General features: G+C 44.1%; 1 pseudogene. It reads right to left on the reverse strand.

Features of this window, described 5'->3' with window-relative positions:
• Positions 1 to 28: 28 nt before the first annotated feature.
• A pseudogene (locus tag B3473_RS06570) lies at positions 29 to 322 on the reverse strand (SAM-dependent methyltransferase); the annotation flags it as partial.

Here is a 322-nt window from a genome sequence, read left to right on the forward strand (position 1 = left end):
GCATTCGACCACGTAGAGATAGGCTAGTTTAGTGTCGTTTGGCATTTTTTCCAAAATAGATTTCAAAAATAGCGTCAGTGTACTCTCCGTTTTCTTTGTGGACAAAAAGCGGTGGGAGAATTTTCAGTCCATCTGTGGAGCCATCTTTGATGGCTTCAATGAGAAGCATATTAGCATCCTTGCCCATTTTAGGATAAACAAATTGAATGCGTTTTGGAGCTAGATTATACTGACGCAAGGTGTCGATGATATCAAGAAAACGGTCAGGACGATGCACCATGGCAAGGCGTCCGTTGGATTTGAGGGCGTGGCGTGCCACTTC

Source organism: Streptococcus sp. UBA632 (assembly GCF_002300045.1).
Taxonomy (GTDB): Bacteria; Bacillota; Bacilli; order Lactobacillales; family Streptococcaceae; genus Streptococcus; species Streptococcus alactolyticus.